We start from the raw sequence: 19749 nt of genomic DNA, 5'->3' as shown, positions 1-19749 counted from the left end.
ACCTTTCACGTCTTGCTCTGTGATTTCTACAAATTCGCCGTTTTTGAATGCCGTTGCGTTGAATGGTTTGATTTCTGTGTTAATCATGATTTTACTCTCTCAATAATTCGGTTGTGTTCGCGCTCTCTTGCGCTGTTGGGGTTATATTGCATCGAATCATCTGAAGGGTAAATTTGGAGTTTTCTATTGATTTAGTAGGTAAAACCTATCAAAAGAAACCTGAACGAAAACAGCCCAGTACGTACCAATAAAAAACGGACCCAAAAGGTCCGCTCATTATTATGATGATCTTCAACTAATAAACGCCTACCTATCAGATCCAGAAAATCACCCTTTCGCCAGTACAAACATGTGATAGCCAAACTCATGAGCACGCTTCGTACATAAGTCAACTTCATGTTTAATATCTTTAAACGCTGCAGATTCCGCCATTTCGCTCTCAAGCTCAGCGACTCTTTGGCCTAGTGGGCCGTAATAGTTCAGCCAAGCTTCCTCACTCATTGGAAAATGGTCCACGACCTGATAACCCGCCTTGTTCATCTGCTCAATGCGCGTTTGTACCAATTGGATATCCGGGTACTCTTGGTGCCAAAAGTCGATAGATTGTTTGCTCGGCGAATCCGTGCGCCAAACCATATCGCTGATCATGAGGTAACCATTGTCACTTAGCAGATCTTGCCACGCAGAGAGGGCTTTCTCTACACCCATGATATAAGCGCTGCCTTCGGCCCACATTAAATCAAAGCTTCGTTTAGCAAACGGCAACTCAGTCATACTCGAACATTCCGTCTTGAGACGCTGAGACAAGCCGAGTTGCTCAAATCGTTCGGTTAACCTGTCTAGTGCTAACTGTTCATTATCAATCGCGGTAATCGTCGCTTCAGTTTGTTCTGCCAATACTTGAGTCGCTAATCCTTTACCACAACCTATCTCTAAGATCGTAGTCGGCTTAGTCGGTACTCGAGACAGTGCTTTTTTAGTCTCTTCTTCGCTGCCTGGTCCCCATCGCTCTAGCGTTTCAAATACACGCATAAAGTCAGCCATATAGAGATCATGTTCGTTCATATCTTTTGATAACCATTTCAATCGCAAGGCTTCTTTCTCACTAAAGCCTTGTTTCATTAACCAATCAAGATGAGCATCTGGAGCCAACTTATCTAGCCCTTCATGCCATGCCTTTAAGTCCCCCTCTCCGAGCATCGCCGCTAATAGGGTTCGAGACTTTTGTTTCTGCTCTATCTCTTCATCCAACGCTCTGAGTCGATTCTGAAGTAATTGCCTGTCTACCTTAGCCTCAAGACAAATCTTGCACTCCTGTAGAGTTAAACCACCAGCCTGCAATTGTTGAATCAAACGCACACGTTGCACATCTTTGTCGCTGTATACGCGATACCCGTTCTCTAATCGGCGACCAGAGATAAGGTTTTGCTTCTCGTAATAAAGCAGCGCAGTGCGTGACAGCCCTACTAGCTTTGCCAGCTCAGATATTTGATACATGGTTTACGCTCATTTTTGCTTAAGTTCACTACTTTAAACTATGAAGTTATAGACAAGTCAACCAAAGAACGCTGAGTGGTAGCTCACTTCGCCCTCAGGGAATTCACCGTTGAATGACAATGCTAGGAAGTACTCTGCTGGCACACCTGATAACGTTAATTTTGGCTGTGCTTTGAAGCCGAATCGACCGTAATATTGAGGCTCACCAAGTAACACAACGCCCTCAAAGCCTAAGTTTTGAACTTGTGAAAGTGCCTCACGAATCAAAGCACCTCCAATACCTTTACCTTGATGAGAAGGAGCTACGGATACTGGGCCTAAACCTAGCCATCGGCTATCGTCTCCTTTAATCAGCACTGGAGAAAAGGCAACGTGTCCGATGAGTTGTTCCTCTTCCTCGCAAACAAGCGAAAGCGTTAATGCGTTTGCTTTTCGCAGTCTTCTCACGATCAGATGCTCGGTCGGTTTTGCGCCCGGTTCATGATGAGGGTGATTTTCAAATGCTTGGTAAGTGATTGACTCTATGTGATTTAAGTCTAGTTCTGTTTCATGTCTAATGTTCATATCTGTCTATCCAATTAATGAGTATTCGCCGACAACGATTTAACGTCTCGGCGTCTTCAATAATCAAACTATAAAGTGTAAAGCTATAGACAGGTCAATGAGAAAAATAGACTTTATTGTACTTTAATTTGCCGAAAGACAGATAAGAAAAAGGCGATCATAAGATCGCCTAGTTCAATTGTGATTTATTATAGTGACTGAGCGAGTGACTCAAAGGCTTCGAGCCTAATTTTCGATGTTTCTCTGGCTGCATTGGAAGCACTATCGGCAGAAGAGAACGTCGCTATAACCACATTTTTGTCTTGGTTGATGTAGAGGAACTGACCAAATACACCACGGTAGGTCGCGATATTTTTCTCTGAGTCATGCACCCACAAGAAGTTCTTGTACCCCTCTAGATGAGAATCATACACTGCGCCCTCTTTCTGTTTGTAGATACTGTTGTTTGTGGCTTTTCTATCTTGCTCATCAACATTAAACGAATCTTTCACCCACTTCTCAGAGAAAACCTGTTCGCCGTTGTATTGCCCATTATTGACCATGGCTAAACCTACACGAGCAAAATCGCGTAATGTTGTGTTAAATCCGCCTGTTGCAATTGGGTTATAGCCGATGTCAGCCATAAAGAAGGCATCATGCTCAGCGCCAAGCTTATTCCAAATGTTGTCTGCAATGAATTCGTTTAGCGGCTGACCCGATACTCGCGCAATCACCCACCCAATCACATCCACATTTGGGCTGTGATATTCAAAGGTGTTGTTGATTGGTAAACCTTCTGCCTGCTCAAACATGCCTGCAAAACTAAGTAGATCTCGTGGCGTGTCATCTTTGGTTGGATCAATAGCCATCAAATCATACGCTGGCACAAACCCTAAGCGACGGAAATATTCATAATGTACCTCGCCTGGCGCCATATTTACGTAGTCTTCACGGTAATTAAGTGCAGATGTCATGTTTAGAACGGTGTGCAGTGACTGTTCACCAAAGTGAGTGCCAGCAAGTTCAGTCACATATTTGCTCACCTTTTCGTTCACATCGACTTTGCCTTGCTCTACCAACAATCCCAGCGCTTGGCCAACGAGCGATTTGGTGCTCGACGCCCAAAGGTGCTTGTCTCTATGTCCAAAGTCACCAAAATACTCTTCATGTAGGACTTTGCCATCTTTAATAATGATATATCCGTCGGTGAAGTCATTGATCATAGCGTCTCGAAACGTGTATTCGTTTTCGCCATATTTAAACTTGTGCTCAACAACTTCAGGACTCAAATTCAGTGGAATTTCGCTAATCGCACCGTCTCTCGGAACCATCACTACCGGGTGAATACCCATATTTTGAAACGACCAATGGTTGTAGGGGTGCTCTGTGTAGTTGCTTAATGTGACTTGATCAGCTGGCTTTGCAGGTACTGTCGACATGGGTTTGATTTCTGCAACCGCTGCGATAGAGAAGGTGCTCGCGATAACCGCGGTAAGTAATGATGGTTTCATGTTCAAACTCTCCAAGAATAGTCTTTGTGTACGCAGCAAGAATATCGTGATAATTTCGAACATATAAATCCATAATGTACGTCTAAAACGTACAAGGGTGAAATCATGATCTCAATTGAGCAAGTTACCTGTTTCACTGCCGTATATGAGCGACAAAGTTTTAGTGCTGCCAGCACTCAACTCGGTAAAGCACGTTCTACGGTACGTGAGCGTATTAATGCGCTGGAAGATCTCATGGGAGTCGAGCTGTTTATTATTGAAGGTAAGAAAGCAAAACCCACTGGTATTGCACACAGGCTTTACCCTCGCGCTCGCTTGCTAGCTCGTCAATCATTAGAATTTGAGAACATTGCCTTTTCAGCTTACAAAGGTGAGCTCAGTCGAATCAGTATCTACCATGACTCTTCGACACCAGCTCAAATGCTCACTTTGATTGATCGCTCTGTGAGAGAAAAGCACAGCAATATCGTGATTAATTGGCTTCAGAGAGATAGAACTACAAGCTTGAAGGCGGTAGAAGAGGGAGATGCTTTTCTTGCTCTCATGCCCGGGCTTGGTCACCTCCACTCTAAGTCTGGAGTTGGTAACATTAACCTCGGTGCCTTTGATTTAGGGCTATTTACATCAACAACGTCTCCTCTGCCAAAGCGGCCAATAACCATAGCGGAGCTTGGGGTCGAGCTTCAATTGGTGAGCGAAAATGACCTGTCGAATGAATTAAGGCATACCCAAGTAAGCTGCCAACTAGAGATAGTCTCTTGCAAGCACTTACTGGTCGAAAAGCTCAAATACTCAGGTTGGACAGTGGCAAATCAAGCTGATTTACTGCCCTATATTGAGGGCGGAGAGATCAGAAAACTTGAAGTCGTTGAAGCCCCTAATTTATTAAAGCAAGACTGTATTCTATTTTACAATCTCTCTTCAGAGGCCTCTGAATTAGAGTCCGATATCATCGCAACGATAACGCAAGTCGCGAAAGATTACCTTAATCGCTAAACATACCTTAAGCGCGAACAATCCCTTGAGTGCCCAAAGCGAGATTAAGTTTGTTCAAGAATCCATGAAGAAAGTGCAGCGTCGTATTTTAGTTACAACTGCATATAAAGAAATCCCCACTTCGAGAAAGTGGGGATTATTCATCAACAACGGTAGTACAACGATATTAAGTTGCCATCGATCTCTTGAACCTTGAATGGAATCTCATAGATATCACTCAAAACATCCTCACGAATCACTTCATCATATCGGCCGCTTTTCACCACTTCACCTAACTTCATTGCGACGATATTATCGGAGTAGCATGAAGCAAAGTTAATATCGTGAATCACAATAACGACCGCTTTGTTGTGCTTCTCAGCAAGCTTTTTAAGCGTTGTCATGATATCAACCGAGTGTTTAATATCGAGGTTGTTTAGTGGTTCATCAAGGAAGATATAGTCGGTGTCTTGCGCAACCACCATAGCAATGAAGGCCATTTGACGTTGACCGCCAGAGAGTTGGTCAATGTATCTGTCTTGCAGGTGACCTATATCCAAATGATGCAAAGCGCGATCAATGGTCTCGTTATCCCTATCAGTCAATCGGCCTTGAGAGTATGGAAAACGGCCAAATGCCACCAATTCACGTACTGTGAAGCGCATGTTGATGTTGTTTGACTGACGCAGCACTGATAAGCGCTTTGCTAATTCAGCAGTATCCCATTGCTCTAATGGCTTATCACCAATCACGACCTGGCCAGCATCGCTCTCAGTCAGTCGACTTGCCATTGAAAGCAGCGTACTTTTCCCTGCGCCATTTGGGCCAATAATACTGGTGACTTTCCCCTGAGGAAAAAGTGCATCAGCGTTTTTCACAACGTATTTGTCGTTGTATTGTTTACTTAAACCGCTAATTTTAATCACGAGTGAAGCCCTTAATCGAATTTATTTCTTGCAAGGAGATATAGGAAGTAACCACCACCAAGGAAATTGATGATCACGCTAATGGTGGTGTTGAAATCAAACAAACCTTCAACAATCCATTGGCCACCTAGCAGCATCATGATAGAGAGTACGATGCTTGCGGTTAGCAGAAACTGATGTTGAAAGTGATTGAATATCTGACGAGTCAACGCCACGACAATCAAACCAAAGAACAGTACTGGGCCAACTAAGGCCGTTGAAATAGAGACCATAATGGTCACCACAAACATCACTTTCATGATCAGTCTGTGTGTGTTGATCCCAAGACTGGTCGCGTTGTCGACCCCAAGCCACAACACATCTAACAGGCGACTCAGTTTATAGAGGTAAGCTAAGGCCAAGCTTAGGGGAATAATGCTCCAATAAACCAATTCATTATTAACACTGTTGAAGCTCGCAAACATCGACCCTTGAATATAAGAGAACTCATCAGGATCAATCACCATTGTGAAGAAGCTGGTTACGCTACCAAACAGGCTGCTTAATACCACGCCCACCAATAACAAGGTGAATATGTTGCGACGCTGATTCCTGAAGTAGAAATGAAACAGCACCATGGCACTCAGTACCATCACACTGGTTGAGAGTACAAAGTTGAGCTTGCTGTCCATGATGTAAGCACTAACTCCACCAAACGTCGCGACCAAGATCACCTGAATCATGACATAGAGAGAATCAAAACCCAGAATAGATGGGGTTAAGATTCTGTTAGAGGTAATGGTTTGAAATACCAAAGACGAAGAAGCGATGGCCATCGCTGCCAGTATGATTGCCAATACCTTTGGAATTCGACGCGAAAGGAAAAACTGGTAGTTATCAGGAGTTAAGCCTTTACCGATAAAGATGGCGCAAATCGCAACGGCAATCAGGGCAAATAGACTAAGTTTTACTGAATCACGCATTCGCCTTATCCCTCAAAATTAGATAGATAAACAAGCTGCCACCAATGATGCTAATCACCATTGAGATAGGCACTTCATAAGGGAAGATGATCAATCGGCCGAAGATGTCACAAGACAGAACCAATACCACGCCAAAGAATGCAGTCCACGGCAGATTGCGCCTCATGTTGTCACCAAAGAACAGTGAAACCACATTCGGTACAATCAGACCTAAGAACGGAATCATGCCCACGATCATCACCACGGTAGATGACAGAACCGCGACCAGAACAACACCAAACATCACGATTTTTTGGTAATTGATACCTATGTTCTTCGCAAAGGTTTCACCAACTCCAGTCGCACTAAATTTATGTGCATAGGTATAAGCAAGCAGCGAAACAGGAACCGCGAGGTATAAGAACTCGTAGTTACCTTTAAGCACAGAAGCGAAGTTAGCCACCGTCCACGCTCCTAGGGTTTGAACGAGGTCATACTGATAAGCGTAAAAAGTTGTAAGCGCAGAAATGACGTTGCCGTACATGATGCCAATCAATGGCACTAATACCGTGCTTTTAAACTTCAATGTCTGCAAAAAGCGTACAAAGACCAAGGTGCCGGCAATGGCAAAACAAAATATGATGATCAGGTGAACCCAGCTACTCGCGTCCACAAAATAGACCAGAGCAACAATGTAACCGAGCATCGCAAAGTCGATAGTGCCAGTGGTAGAGGGTGCCGCAAATCGGTTTTGAACGATCTGCTGCATGATTAAACCTGCAATACTGAGGCCTGCTCCCGCAAGAGTAATCGCGAGTAAGCGAGGTATGCGGCTTGTATATAGGATATTGCTATCTAATGAATTCGGGTCGAGTAGCTGAGTGAATGACAACTCGGCGACACCAACGAACAGAGATGCAATCGCCAGTGAAACCAAAGTTAGACCAGCAAATATATGGGATAATTTCATGAGTATTCAGCAAAAACTGGCAATGTCTAACACCCATTACCAGTTTAAATGTGGTTGTCTAAAGAGCGCCTTCTACGTCATCTAGCATCGTTAGCGTTGACTGGTAGCCACCCGCTGTAACGTACCAAATCACAGGCTGTAGGTATGTAATCGAATCGTTCTTATATGCTGGTGTGCTTTTTACAAGATCGTTATCAAAACGCTCTTTTGCTTTACCAGATGCTCTGCCGACTGCTTGGTCTTTATCCAAAACAAACATCATGTCTGGTTGGGCATCGGCAATGTACTCAAATGAGATTAACGCACCGTGTTTTTTCGCTTCTGACTTAACATTTTCCGCTTTATCTGCAGGTAAAAAACCAAGGTCTTTGTAGATGAAAGACAGGCGGCTTTCAGTGTGGAACATAGAGAGTTTGTTACCTACGCTCATGATCGCCATGGTCTTGCGAGGCTCAGATTTAACTTCCTCACCCACTTCGTCGATACGGGCTTGAACAGTATCAATCATCTGCTGAGCTTTCTCTTGCTCACCAAAGATCTCACCCATTACTTTCCAGTTTTCTGAGGTGGTTTTCCAATAATTAGTATTGTCCACACTGTACATGTAAGTCGGTGCAATCTGACTTAGATCTTTATAAAGCTTGCCCTGACGGTTTTCCGCAATAATCAGATCGGGCTTTAACTCAAACAGAGTTTCATAGTTCACTTCGAACATAGAACCTGTGTTTGTGATGTGCTCACCACGGTACTGACTTAGATGTTCAGGAAGCAGCTTTTTCGTGGTGGCAATTGGTTTCACGCCAAGGTTCGTAAGAAAATCGAGACTACCGTAACCCAGAACTACCACTCGCTTAGGTACGTCGTTAATTTCAACGCTGCCTAGTGAATGCTCGTAAGTTTTTGCAAATGCAGACGTTGCTGCAGAAAGAGCCAATACCGCAGTTAGGAATGTGCGGGTAATTTTATAATTCAACATAACGTTTCCGTTTCTATGTACTTTAAAAATTGGGAGCCAAACTAGAGCTCAGACAACACGCCTGAGCTCTCTAGAGAGGATTTAAAACTGTGCGCGAAGACCTAAGGTGTAACGACGACCATCGAGAATCTTTCCGTATTCTTCGTAGTTTACGTCTTCATCAAATAGGTTGGAGATACCTGCGTAGGCATTGAACGTGTCATTCAAGTCGTAGTTCGCGCCAATATCAGTGATGGTGTACGACGGCGCATCGATGACCGTGTTTTTACCTTGAATCGCTTCATCGGCACTGCGGTATTGCACCTTACCCCATAGGCTGATCTTCTCTGACATTGAATAGCTGCCTGATAAGTTGACCATGTGAGATGGGATGTAGTTAAGCTTGTCGCCTTTATTGACACCTTTGGTGATTTCACTGTCTGAATACGTGTGACTCAGCGTAATGTCATAAAGATCGGCCATGTATTTCACACTTGTTTCAACACCCATGAGTTCAGCAGAATCTTCGTTCTCCCATTGGTAAACGATGTCATAACCGCCTTCACATGCTCCATCAACGTTGACATCACAGATGGCGTTCAGAACAATCGCATCGCTGAACTCGGTGTAATAAGTCGTTAGGCTCGCATTCCAATGTGAATGATCTCTCCAGTTAATAGACGCTTCGTAGTTCCAGCTCTTTTCTGATTTGAGATCTTCATTACCTTTGTTCGCGCCGTTAACACCGCTACCACCGCCGCCTTCAATCCAACTAGAATCCGACTCCTTGATGTTTGGAGTACGGTAACCCTTACTTACGCCACCTTTAAGAACCCAATCTTGGTCTAGCTCATACACGGCATAAACACGCGGCACTACTTCGCTACCGTATTTTTCGTCATAAACGTAACGAGCACCTGAAGTTAGGACCAGATCAGAATTGATATCCCAGTGTAATTCACCGAACAATGCGTAATCATTTCGAGTCAGCTCTGTGACGCTGTCTTCTAGTGCACGATCGGGATCGTGATTAATGTTTTGATGGTTGAACTGACCACCCCAAACCACATGGCCGAAGTCAAGTAGCGTTGTCGTTTGAGAGTTCAATGTATGACGTGTGTAATCCGATTCATCCGCGTTGCCGGCAGTACCCGCTAACGTATCCACATATTCCATTTGCCAGTAAGAAACGGTCTCGTTATCTCCCCAACTAATGTCATGGCCAATACCGTAGAATTGACGTGATACGTCTAACTCAGTATCAACACTCTTATTTGGGTTTGTTGGGTTCTGACCCGACTTATCTTTCTTACCGTCTTCGACTTGAGATGCAAAACCTGCTTCAAAAGTCAGTGTTTGCATCATGCTCAGGTACCACTCTAATTTAATAGAGTTGTTGATGTTGGTTGTGTCTTTTGAGCCGTAAGAGAATTCACTTTCATCGTGCATGTATGCATTACCGGAAAGCGTTAGCATCAGATCTTCACTGCCTGCTGGACCACTCACGTAGTAGCTCAACTTCTCGCTATTTCCTTCATCGGAGTCTTCAGAAATAACAGTTTCCACGCTAACTTCACCCGTCCACGTATCCTGACCACGCTTGGTGATAACGTTGATAACACCGCCGAGAGCGTCTGAGCCATATAGAGACGACATAGGCCCACGAACAACTTCAATACGTTCAATTACAGAGATAGGTGGCAACCAATCAAACTCTGCACCACCACCATAACCGTTGTAATAAGCTTGGCTTGAACCTTGAGGTTTACCGTTTACAAGAATGAGAGTGTAATCCGAACCAAAGCCACGAATGGATACATCTGAAGTAGCACCTTTACCACCGTTTGAGCCTTCTTCCGCGTACACACCCGGCACGCTTTGCAGTGCTTCTGTAATGTTACGATAGCCTTTGTTCTCGATCTCAGATGCATCGATGACAGTAATCGACGCCGGCGCTAACGCCATCTCTTGTTCGAATCCAGTACCGGTAACGGTCATAACCTCATGTTCATTTTCCGCTTCAGCTTGTACCGCCAAAGGCAACATCGCCGCAGCAACGGCTAAGCTTACTAACGTGCGATTTGTGGTCGCGAGCATAATTTACTCCTTTAAATCTTCTTGTAGACTTCCCACTGCAGTGGAGAAAAATTAATTCTTCTTCGCTCACTTCCCCATTTTAATTTTTTAATGCATCCTAAAGCGCATTTCGATTGGGGCTCTTTACTGGCGAAGAAGTAATGGAATTGAAAACGATTCGCATTCTATACAAGTAACCTGACGCTATCCTGACGTCAGCGAAAAACATTACTGACTCAACGGTTAATCAACCAACTGAGTGAGAATTAGACAAAAATGAGAAAGATATGAAGTTATTGATCGTTGAGGATCATCCAGAGCTAAGCAAATTGCTAAAAACAGAGTTAAGCCATTTGGGACATATTGCAGACCAAGCAGCGTCTGGAAAGCAGGCTCTGCACTTGCTTACAATCAGTCGATATGACGCCGTATTGTTAGACCTAGGGCTACCCGATATTGACGGGATGCAGTTACTTTCTCAGCTAAGGAAAAATGAGACCAACGATATTCCTGTTATCGTAATCTCGGCTCGCGACGCCCTGGAATCTCGCCTTGAAGCATTGAACCTAGGTGCTGATGACTATCTCACCAAGCCTTTCAATACCATGGAGTTAGAGGCTCGTCTTAGAACAATTTTACGTCGTAGTAGTGACCGAATGGACGATCTCATTAAGTTTGGAGACCTCGTTTTTAATCGGACTGATCGCGTATTGAGCACAAACGTCGATACGCTTGTATTGGCAAAGCGAGAATCCATGCTGGTCGAAGCCTTAATGAAATCAGCGCCCCGCATCGTGATCAAAGACAACCTAGAAGAGAACCTTTACGGTATTGACGAGTCCAGTTCGACGAACGCTGTCGAAGCTTTGATTTCTAGGCTGCGTCGTAAGCTAAAGGAATTAAAATCGCAATGCACTATCGAAACCAAACGAGGTATTGGCTATCGCTTGGTATGTGCTGACGAGGGGTAAACTTTGAAATCAATGAGTCTCAACAAACGAGTTGTCGTCAGTATTTTAGTGGGCTTTATACTCGGCATTCTTACTGTATCACTCTATGCTGTTCATAGCGTAAAACAGGTAAGAAGAGTCGCGGCATATGCGCAAGCCACGGCGCTAGTAACAGGTTACGACCGCACACAAGATATCAATCAGCTACCAATAATCTTCAATGATGAGCCTATTTCCTACACCCTATTTGATCGTGATGGCAATGTTTTACAAGTGTCAGATGATCGAGAAAAACCTTTAAAACTAAAACCTAACATCGTTTATAGCGGTGGTTGGCTCCCTACCCTAGAAACCCGCGGCGATCGCATGGGCGTTCCTGTTACATTAGATAATGGGGACATCTTAATGGTCGAACAGGTCGACACCAAAAATGGTCAGTTGATTTTTCAGGTCGTCGAAGAGTCAATCAAGGTTATGCTGATTGCGCTTGTTCACCTAGGCTTGTTGTTTTCGCTCATCGTTTATTGGGCCGTTCGTTGGACGCTATCACCAGTTAAAGCAGCAGCTCAAGCAGCTGATACTATATCAACATCGAACCCGACCTTGATATCTCGCAACAAACAACCCAAAGAGATCCTCCCCCTGATCGATGCCGTAAATGGCGCAATCGGCCGTTTAACCGAAGCATACCAAGCGCAACAACGGTTCATCGCTGATGCCGCACACGAGCTTCGTACACCTTTAACAGTATTAAGCTTGCGATTAAATCAGCTCAATAGTACCGGTTGTAAAGAGTTAGGGCAGGCAGAATCTGAACTGCAACAAATCCAACATCTGACAGAACAATTGCTCGAGCTTGCCCGGCTGGAAGGCGTGATGGAAAATAGTAAAACGCCTCAAGAATCCATTGATGTGAACCGCTTACTCCGTGAGTGTATTGTTGACAGCTATCCTTTGTTTGACAACGCCAATCGCGAAGTCGAACTAGAAGCATCGCCCCATCAGATCCAACTGTCTGGATACAGTCACTTATTAAAGAGTGGTTTTAGAAATCTATTAGAAAACGCTTTTTATCACGGAGAAGGAATCGTCACCGTCACGAGTCAAAGCTACAAGGATTACTTTGAGGTCATCATTAGCGATGAAGGTGAAAGCCCAAGTGCTGAGCTACGTCAGCACTTGTTTGAACGCTTTAAAAAAGCCAATGTATCTAGCGGTGGCTCTGGGCTGGGTTTGTCAATCGTTAAGCAAATTGTACACTTCCACGGTGGACACATCACCTTTATGGATACACCTACCACGAAGATTAAAATGCAATTTCCTTCCAACACCATAAAGTAGCGCAAGAGCTTAAAACGGAAATTCGCTGCATGTGCAGTGCTGATCACAAAGTACAAATTGTTCCGTGGTCCAAAAGTTGGATGGTAAGCCTCTAACCTTCATAAACGAAAACAGCCCCAAACTGTTCAGTTGTGGGGCTGTTTTTTGACGATTAAAAGCTAGAGGTTAGTACTTCACTTCATAGTTTAAGTGGAAACGACGACCTGGTGCATTGTAGTAGCGGTTTACGTGAGCATCTGCTTGTGCGTAAGGCGTTACGTACTCTTCGTTAAACAAATTCTCAATAGCAAAGCTTACAGTACCAAATGGTAAGTCGTAATCCATGCCCGCGTTAGCGGTGAAGAAACTATCTACTGCATGATAGTCAGTTGTAGTATCACGAATATCATTAGATACATCGCGTGAACCAGAGTACAAGAAGCTCAGATTGTATCGACCATACTCACTCGCATCGTACATAAATACAGAAGTTACTTTGATTGGAGCAATACGGCTACCATCCAAAGGTTCCCATTTCGCTACACCAGATTTATCTGTCCAGTAGCGTTCGCCTTCTTGCCAAGACACTGTATTCTCATTACGAAGGTTTGCAAGAATGCTGTACCCAAGTGTGGCTTCAGCACCCCAAACTTTCTCTGGTGCACGTGAACTAGACAATTCACCCGTAGCACTTTGAGATAAAGTTGCACCTAAATCAGACTCACTGTAGAACGCGGCTAAAGAGTAGTCGAAATCAGAAACTACACCACGAATACCAGCTTCATAGTTGTCTGTGACGATAGGTTTAATTGCACCATCTACATTCTTAATAGGGTTATCTTTGTCGCCACCATCGCGGATATCACGGAGAGCTTCGTTTGTTGACATACCTTGTGCGTATGAAGCAAATAATTGGTGATCTTCCGTTAAGTAATGAGTCACACCAACGTTAAACAAGAACTCGTCAAAGCTTGGATCGCCACCTTCGACGAAGTTACCTGCATTGCCGTTACTGTAAGTATTACCCACAATAAAATCATCGACACTCAAGCGTACATACTCATAGCGCAAACCGTAAGAGAGTGATGTATCAGCGGTAATGTCACTAACAAATTGAGCAAATGGTGCAATCGCAAATTGTTCAACATCTGGAGTGTTATTGACATAACCAACACTGTTTGGCTGTTTGAAGCTCTGCTGCTCCATATCCAAGCCCCATGTCACCCAAGCCCACTCAACATCACTGCTTACATTCACTTTCATGCCATAGCGATCGAAGTCAGTTTCATTATGACCGTAAGCCACTGGTACTGCAGGATCTGTGTAATCCTTCATACCAAACGTATAAGTTTCTGTGTCTTGCGTCATCCAGTAGCCCGTTACATCGAGCATGCCCAAAGAGAAACCTAAGTCTTGGTAACGAGCTTGATAGTTCGCAAAAGTACGAGTCACTTCATTTGGAGAAGCGCCTGCGGCTTTCGCAGCTTCATGGTCATAACCATAGCCGGCACCACAGTGAACAGCTTGAGCAGGAACACCGTTATCAGGATCTGCGCCAGTCGGACACCAACCATCATTATCGGTAATATTGCGAATGCCAAAAGTAAGAGTCAACGAACGATCTTCATCAATGTTGCGATTCCAGACACCATTGAAATTAATGTTATCCATATCGTCTTCATTATTAATAGATGGTAGGCGATCGCCGTTTGCCCCGTAACTACCGCCACGTTGCTCATACCCTAAGCCCATGCGCCACTGATCCTGCGCATCACCACCTTGAGCTTCTTGATAAACATTCCAGGTAAATGCGTCACTGCCAAACTCTTGGAAGCTCGTACCAACTTTTGTGCGGTATTCAACCTCACCTTCTTCAGGCATTTTGGTGATGACATTAATAATGCCGCCCTGCGCGCCAAGGCCGTAAACTGCAGAACCACCACGAATAACTTCGATTCGCTCCACGTTTTCTGGGTCAATTGACGAGAGCTCTTGACCAAAATCTAGGAAACCATTGTTTTGAGCCACACCATCAATAAGTAGCAGAACACGACGACCACGAATCTGATTTTGACCCTTACTACTTAGGTTACCGTGAATTGATGTTCCCATGCCTGGAACAAGAGTTGAAAGCACGTCGTTAATACTGCGGCTTTGTTTCAATTGAGTCGACAATTGCTCTTTGTCGATCACCGTAACCGAGCGTGGAACGTCATTTAAAGTCTGTTGGCTACGGCTCGCCGTAACAACAATAGTTTCCATTTCTTTAACTTCAGAGCTTTCTTGAGCAATAGCTGAGAAAGTTGACACTGAAATAACACTAGCTACGGCAAAATGCAGCTTGTTTTGTTTAAATTTCATCGAATACCACTACCTATACAAATCGAAGATATTTTTACACAAAGCTTATGAGCCCGATGTTATTGAGGGCTTTATCAATGCGTGGTAGTCTAGCACGCATGTAAATAATGTAAATATCAACAATTATCATTTCCCATCTCATGAACATTAATAAATCCACAAATAAATTCATAAAATCAATATTATTTGGGGTACTTATTTGTAAATCTTGGCCAGCTCTATCCATTCCGAATGATGACTTAGGCCAGATTATTAAACAGGCTGAATATGATCACTTCCCACGAGTCGCAAGTGTTTCAAATTTTGGTGCTGAACTGCTACTTGCTCTCGGTGAAAAGCCAGTCGCTTTGTCTGACTTCCCTCAAGGACAACCTGAGTATTTAGATGATCTGGATGACATCCCAGCACTAGGGAATCGCTCAAGAACCAGTTTTGAGGCTCTCTATAACTCTCAACCTGATCTTGTAATTGGGTTAAGTCGAATGCTAGCGCCTTACCATCAGAGATATACAGAAATTGCCCCATCATATGGATTCGACTTAATTACATTAGAAGATGGTTACTCGGCGGTAGAAAAAGCAAGCTACGCACTCGGGAGAGCCGAACAAGGGAAAAAACTCAATCAATGCTTTGATCATTTTATCTCTGATTTGCAAAGCCAAATCGGAAACAGAGAACTATCGGGGCTATTTCTCACTAGCGCCGGTGTAACTCCACGAGCTTATTACTCGCACTTTGGCGCAGTGTCTCTCATGGAAGAACTAAAGATAAAAAGTGCTAGCGGAGCGTCTCCCTACTCCAGCAAAACTCCATTTTCCGGGCAAATAGGTTTGGAGTGGCTAGCACAATTGGACCCCGACATCATTTTTATGTACGAAACCGCAAAGCCCCAATTTACCGACTCAAAAGTTTGGCACAGTCTCAAGGCGGTTAAAAATAACCGAGTGTACAAAGTATCAATGAGCTGGCGAGAACCCGAGGGACCCATTTCTCGTATCTGGGTGACTATGGATATTGCACATAAGGCCTATCCAGCGCTGTTTGAAGCACCAACTACTGAGCGTGTATATGAGGTGTTGAATGAATCTTGCTCTTAATCCCACAACTTCAGTTGTTGGTACGATTAAGCGTATTGCGACTGTGCTTGCGTTTGTTGCAATCGTTTTACTCTCTTTAAGCACAGGTATTTACCAGTTCAGCTTTAACGACCTTATCGCTTTTGTTACCGATACTAGCTCAAGCAAAGAAGCGCTCGTCTTTTGGGAACTGAGATTACCAAGAACACTCATCGCCTTATTTGGCGGTGCAGCTCTGGCAGTTTCTGGGTATCTAATGCAAGACATTGTGCGCAATCCGCTGGCTTCACCAAACCTTACTGGTGTTATGTCGGGAGCCGCATTAAGCGTATTATGCGCGACCATGTTTTTATTGCCGTTACCGCCGCTATTTTGGGGTGTTCTTGGTGGCCTACTCGGCGGTGCGATTACGTTATCAATCAGTTGGAAAAACGGCGTTACCCCTGCCCGCCTTGCATTGGCAGGCATTTCGGTGAGTGCTTTTTGCCAAGCTGCGGTGACTTATATCCTTCTTTCAGACCGAGTAGACAGTGAAGCCCTGTTCTTTTGGCTAACGGGCAGTAATGCTGGTGCAAACTGGGAGGTATTTACTCCGCTTGTTTACACTGTCATCCCGCTATTTGTCCTTCTGGCTATCACCCATCGTCAGCGCGCTTACTTGCTGCTTGATGATACCGTCGCTCGCGGACTTGGCATTGCGATTAACCAATATCGCCTTGTGTTTGGAATCATCTCCGTGGTTTTGACTGCGGTTTCAGTTGGTGCCTTTGGTCCTGTCGGTTTTGTTGGATTGGTTGCCCCGCATGTCGCACGAATGATGGGTTTAGGGCTTGGCGGTGCATGCTTGATTGGCTCAGCACTTGTTACAGCCGCGGATTTATTAGCGCGTACTCTACTCATGCCATTAGAAATTCCTATTGGCGTGATTACCGCACTCATTGGTGCACCATGGTTTCTGACTCTGATCATCAAAAAGCTAAAGGGACACTCATGATACGTCGTAGTTTAATCCCACTTATGGTCGCCCTAATCCTTGCACCAATAGCTTTTATCTTACAAAGCGAAGAGCTACGCCAATCAGGCGCCCTATTCATCGCCCAAGGAACCTACCATCCATTTTGGTCACTAACATTGCCACGCTTTTTACTCGCGTTAATGGCGGGCATGATGCTGGCAATTTCTGGTTACCTTCTTCAAACCACGCTCAAGAACCCACTTGCTGACAGCGGCATTCTAGGCGTGAATGCGGGTGCATCACTTGGCGCGGTTTGTGCCATTCTTCTGCCCTCATGGTTTGGATGGGAGATATCGGTCGAGAAAGCGCTGCTTCTGTTTGCTATGGCTGGCGGCTTACTAAGCGCCATTCCGGTATTGATTGCAAGCCGACTGGGCAACGCGAGCCTAACCTTGCTAACCGGTGTTGCTATTACGGCGATTCTTGGCGCAGCCAGCTCAGCGCTGATTTTCACGATTGGTCAGGGCAAAACAGACATCGCATTACAATGGATGGCGGGTGGCATGTACGGTCGAGGCTGGGAGCAAGTCTCTTACTTGTTACCTTGGTTCTTGGGCTGCATTGTGTTTGTCGCTCTGGTTTATATTCCGCTGAAATGGGTTCGTTATGATGACTCAGTACTGCGAGGCATTGGCATCAATGGCGCACTGCTACGAGTGGGTCTACTGATTGGTACGGTGTTGATCACGGTACCTGCCGTATCTGCCGTTGGTCCTATAGGCTTTATTGGCTTGGTTGTTCCCCATGTTGCTCGTCTTCTTTGTGGAAATAACCCACTGTATAGCATCATTACCACACTTATTTTAGGCTCTACGTTCTTGGCACTATCTGACTTCTTAGCACGTCATTTGCTGTATCCAACCGAAATTCCAGCTGGTGTCATCACGGCACTGTGCGGCGTACCTTTTTTCTTATTCTTGTTAAGGAAGCACTCATAATGACTCTGTCGAACCAACCGCAAACCTCATCTGGGTTAGAAGGTCAGTCGTTAACGTCCGGTTATAACGACACGATGATCCTTAATGATGTGAATATTCGCCTACAAGAAGGTAAAGTCACCGCATTTATTGGCCCCAACGGCTGTGGCAAGAGTACCTTAATGAAAACACTGACCGGAGCTATCAAAGCGAAAACCGGCAATGTGAGTTTCAAAGGGAAGCCGCTGAATCAATGGAAACTCAAAGAGCTAGCAAAACACGTTGCGATCTTACCCCAGCACCCAACAGCACCTGAAGGCGTATTAGTTGAACAGTTAGTGGCGCTTGGTCGTGTTGCTCATAAGAAATGGTATCAAGGTAACAGTGAAAGAGACCAACAAGTGATTTTAGAATCGCTTGCCTCGGTTGGCCTTCATGGTTATGAAAAGCGAGACGTTAACTCCCTCTCTGGTGGCGAGCGACAACGTGTTTGGCTTGCAATGTGTTTGGCTCAAGAAGCGCAGTGGTTATTGCTTGATGAACCGACAAGCTACCTTGATCTCGGCCACCAGCTAGAGCTTCTAGAGGTTCTGGATAAGTTGAATAAAGAACGAGGGCTTACCATCGTTTATGTACTTCATGAATTGAGCCAAGCCGCGCAGTTCTGTGATGAACTAGTCCTAATGAAAAAAGGCCAGATTCTCAACCAAGGCGCGCCACTTGACGTATTAACCGATGAGACCCTGAAATCGGTCTTTAAAGTCGATGGAACAATGGAAGTGATTAATGGCTTCACCTACTGTCTGCCAAAATCGTATGTTCGTGAGGAAGCGATCTAATGGAAAGAATACAACAACAATTTCTCCCACTGATTGAGTTGCCACAAGATGCCAATACGCTAACACTTAAGCAGCAACAAGCTATCTTGCATAAGCACGAACCATTCTTGCGTTTAACCGTGACTTCTCACCCAGTAGGAATCAAAGGTCGTGATTGGTTTGAGACCGAGTTTTCTGAAACACTGCATGCTTACGCGGAGTCACTAGAGGCAAAATTGCCATTCAGCACACCGGTATGGCACAAAACGTTTAATGCGATTCTGTTCTCTTCACTGGTCGCGATGCGTGTGGTGTTCAACCGTGTACCAAAACTCTCTTTGGACAATATCTATATTTCAGTTGCTGATGACCACCGCATCGACAAGGTCGAAATCTTAGATTCGACACCTTACTTCAGCTTGGATGATTCTGGAGAAAAAGTTGCTTCACAGGAGGCGCTTGACGATAAGCTGGTGGAAACCATTCTCGCGCTTTCTACTTCATTGTCGGATAAGTTTAAGAAGCACAAAGTAAACCCTCGAGTGTTTTGGGGCAATATCCTTTATGCCTGTAACATCAGCTTTTCAAAGCTTGCAAATCAGCCTCTTGATGAAAAGACACATCTGATAGATGAAATGGTTGTTTCCGAGTGGCAGCAAAACCTGTACAGCAAAGTGTTACCGAAAGGTGGTGAGCTAAACGAGATCAAGAAAGTGACGTTCAATGGCTTCCAAAAGATCTATACCCGCAGAGAAACCTGCTGCTTGAAGTACAAACTGGATGGTAAAGATAAATGCGCGACTTGTAATCTGCATGATGAAAAAACTCAGCAGCAGCTGATGCTAGATAAGCTCAATAAAGCGATCGAGCACGCTGGAAATTAAGGACTTATCTCGCC

Annotated in this window: 17 protein-coding genes and 1 pseudogene; 8 read left to right on the top strand and 10 right to left on the bottom strand. The window is 44.6% G+C overall.

Annotated elements, in window-relative coordinates:
- The 4 genes and pseudogenes from KI655_RS00460 to KI655_RS00445 all read right to left on the bottom strand — a co-directional run.
- Positions 1-87, bottom strand: a pseudogene (locus KI655_RS00460) (peroxiredoxin); the annotation flags it as partial.
- Between the two features lie 240 nt (positions 88-327).
- A complete protein-coding gene (locus tag KI655_RS00455; RefSeq protein ID WP_285400751.1) occupies positions 328-1497 on the bottom strand; it encodes a MerR family transcriptional regulator in 1170 nt (389 codons plus the stop codon).
- Positions 1498-1554: 57 nt separating this feature from the next.
- A complete protein-coding gene (locus tag KI655_RS00450; RefSeq protein ID WP_285400750.1) occupies positions 1555-2061 on the bottom strand; it encodes a GNAT family N-acetyltransferase in 507 nt (168 codons plus the stop codon).
- A gap of 188 nt (positions 2062-2249) precedes the next feature.
- A complete protein-coding gene (locus KI655_RS00445) occupies positions 2250-3551 on the bottom strand; it encodes a serine hydrolase (protein ID WP_285400749.1) in 1302 nt (433 codons plus the stop codon).
- A 105-nt stretch (positions 3552-3656) separates the two neighbouring features.
- Between KI655_RS00445 and KI655_RS00440 the strand changes: the two genes are divergently transcribed.
- Positions 3657-4547, top strand: coding sequence for a LysR family transcriptional regulator (locus KI655_RS00440; RefSeq protein ID WP_285400748.1), 891 nt, complete (start codon positions 3657-3659; stop codon positions 4545-4547).
- A 143-nt stretch (positions 4548-4690) separates the two neighbouring features.
- Here KI655_RS00440 and KI655_RS00435 read toward each other — a convergent pair whose 3' ends face one another.
- From KI655_RS00435 to KI655_RS00415, 5 genes are all read right to left on the bottom strand, one after another.
- Positions 4691-5452 (bottom strand): ATP-binding cassette domain-containing protein, encoded by a 762-nt coding sequence (locus KI655_RS00435; RefSeq protein WP_285400747.1) that lies wholly within the window; start codon positions 5450-5452, stop codon positions 4691-4693.
- A gap of 11 nt (positions 5453-5463) precedes the next feature.
- Complete coding sequence (locus KI655_RS00430; protein WP_285400746.1) at positions 5464-6414, bottom strand: iron chelate uptake ABC transporter family permease subunit; 951 nt, start codon at positions 6412-6414, stop codon at positions 5464-5466.
- Positions 6407-7363: an ABC transporter permease gene (locus KI655_RS00425; RefSeq protein WP_285400745.1), complete on the bottom strand. Its 957-nt coding sequence runs from the start codon at positions 7361-7363 to the stop codon at positions 6407-6409. The genes KI655_RS00430 and KI655_RS00425 overlap by 8 nt, the downstream gene beginning before the upstream one ends.
- Positions 7364-7421: 58 nt before the next feature.
- Positions 7422-8339 carry a siderophore ABC transporter substrate-binding protein gene (locus KI655_RS00420; RefSeq protein ID WP_285400744.1) on the bottom strand — a complete coding sequence of 306 codons (918 nt, stop codon included), beginning with the start codon at positions 8337-8339 and terminating at the stop codon, positions 7422-7424.
- A gap of 81 nt (positions 8340-8420) precedes the next feature.
- Entirely contained in the window at positions 8421-10415 is a 1995-nt protein-coding gene (locus KI655_RS00415) for a TonB-dependent receptor domain-containing protein (RefSeq protein WP_285400743.1), read from the bottom strand.
- 266 nt (positions 10416-10681) lie between these two features.
- Between KI655_RS00415 and KI655_RS00410 the strand changes: the two genes are divergently transcribed.
- Positions 10682-11365 carry a response regulator transcription factor gene (locus KI655_RS00410; RefSeq protein WP_285400742.1) on the top strand — a complete coding sequence of 228 codons (684 nt, stop codon included), beginning with the start codon at positions 10682-10684 and terminating at the stop codon, positions 11363-11365.
- Positions 11366-11377: 12 nt separating this feature from the next.
- Positions 11378-12685, top strand: coding sequence for a HAMP domain-containing sensor histidine kinase (locus KI655_RS00405; RefSeq protein ID WP_285400756.1), 1308 nt, complete (start codon positions 11378-11380; stop codon positions 12683-12685).
- A 165-nt stretch (positions 12686-12850) separates the two neighbouring features.
- Here the strand turns inward: KI655_RS00405 and KI655_RS00400 are convergent, their stop codons facing one another.
- On the bottom strand, positions 12851-15025 hold the full coding sequence (locus KI655_RS00400; protein WP_285400741.1) for a TonB-dependent receptor: 2175 nt from the start codon (positions 15023-15025) through the stop codon (positions 12851-12853).
- A gap of 140 nt (positions 15026-15165) precedes the next feature.
- On the opposite strand from KI655_RS00400, the gene KI655_RS00395 reads away from it, so the two are divergent.
- From KI655_RS00395 to KI655_RS00375, 5 genes are read left to right on the top strand one after another with little or no spacing between them, the layout of a single operon-like run.
- A complete protein-coding gene (locus KI655_RS00395; RefSeq protein ID WP_285400740.1) occupies positions 15166-16122 on the top strand; it encodes an ABC transporter substrate-binding protein in 957 nt (318 codons plus the stop codon).
- Entirely contained in the window at positions 16106-17095 is a 990-nt protein-coding gene (locus tag KI655_RS00390) for an iron ABC transporter permease (RefSeq protein ID WP_285400739.1), read from the top strand. Before KI655_RS00395 ends, KI655_RS00390 begins: the two co-directional genes overlap by 17 nt.
- Entirely contained in the window at positions 17092-18054 is a 963-nt protein-coding gene (locus KI655_RS00385; protein WP_285400738.1) for an iron ABC transporter permease, read from the top strand. Before KI655_RS00390 ends, KI655_RS00385 begins: the two co-directional genes overlap by 4 nt.
- A complete protein-coding gene (locus tag KI655_RS00380) occupies positions 18054-18872 on the top strand; it encodes an ABC transporter ATP-binding protein (RefSeq protein WP_285400737.1) in 819 nt (272 codons plus the stop codon). The genes KI655_RS00385 and KI655_RS00380 overlap by 1 nt, the downstream gene beginning before the upstream one ends.
- Entirely contained in the window at positions 18872-19735 is an 864-nt protein-coding gene (locus KI655_RS00375; RefSeq protein WP_285400736.1) for a (2Fe-2S)-binding protein, read from the top strand. Before KI655_RS00380 ends, KI655_RS00375 begins: the two co-directional genes overlap by 1 nt.
- Positions 19736-19749: the final 14 nt, after the last annotated feature.

The sequence above is a fragment of the Vibrio sp. D404a genome, from assembly GCF_030248535.1.
Taxonomy (GTDB): Bacteria; Pseudomonadota; Gammaproteobacteria; order Enterobacterales; family Vibrionaceae; genus Vibrio.
Note: the sequence above shows the minus strand (reverse complement) of the source record. Positions and strands in the feature narration are given on the sequence as shown.